Origin of the sequence: Planococcus sp. CAU13, from assembly GCF_000775575.1 — a bacterium.
GTDB lineage: Bacteria > Bacillota > Bacilli > Bacillales_A > Planococcaceae > Planococcus.
In genome coordinates, this window is sequence record NZ_JRGN01000240.1 from 1 (window position 1) to 804 (window position 804).

Annotated in this window: 1 protein-coding gene; it reads right to left on the reverse strand. The window is 36.7% G+C overall.

Annotated features, from left to right (window positions below):
• Positions 1-78: 78 nt before the first annotated feature.
• Positions 79-804 (reverse strand): GNAT family N-acetyltransferase (locus tag KW93_RS11365; RefSeq protein WP_033543138.1); only part of this gene is annotated, 726 nt, incomplete at its 5' end.

Sequence of the window (804 nt, forward strand, 5' to 3'; positions counted from 1 at the left end):
GTTTATCAGCGATTTCTCTAAATTCACCAGAAATAGATCGACTGAAGGTCTGGCCAACATTTTATCAATAGTAAACACCTAAGAATGCGAGGTTAATGGAAACGCCAAATGTCCTGTATCATTCAGCAATAATGGACGCACGAATAAAACATCATTACTCTCTTCCATGTATACTGCATCAACATCCTCGCTGTAAAGGTCGGGTATGAAATAGAAGTAAATAATGTCAATATCAGCAGAAACAATACGTGACAACACTCTATCTGCCTCTACTCTTGCTTTACTGATGATGTCGAAAACATGCAGTTTATCATCTTCCACTTCAAAAATGATAATCACATTTTCTTCTTCGTCATAATAAATCGAATTCTTGAAAACGATAATAAAGTAAAACATTAATAGATGCTCACTATTTTTTACTCCCAGTATTGAAGATACAGGCACCCTCTCAATCGCGAACTCTTTCATCAGCTGAAAATCAGTCTGATTATTGATGTCCAGCTTCCGTAAAGAGGATGTGTTATCCGTAACTTTTTCTAAATGATAAGCTTTCATGCTGAATCTGCTTTCCTTAACCTTCTCAAATCCAAACTTAGGATAAAAATCCAGCACCGTCTTATTAGCGAATAAGTAGATAAAGTCATATTCTTTTTCATATGTCTCAATGATTTTATTCATCAGTTCCGCTGCCAGACCCTGATTGCGGTAATCCGGATGCGTCATCACCGTACCAACTTGTATCGCCCTATATTCTTTTCCATTAGAAATTACGGTCATCTTATTGACAGAAGCATTCGCAATGAC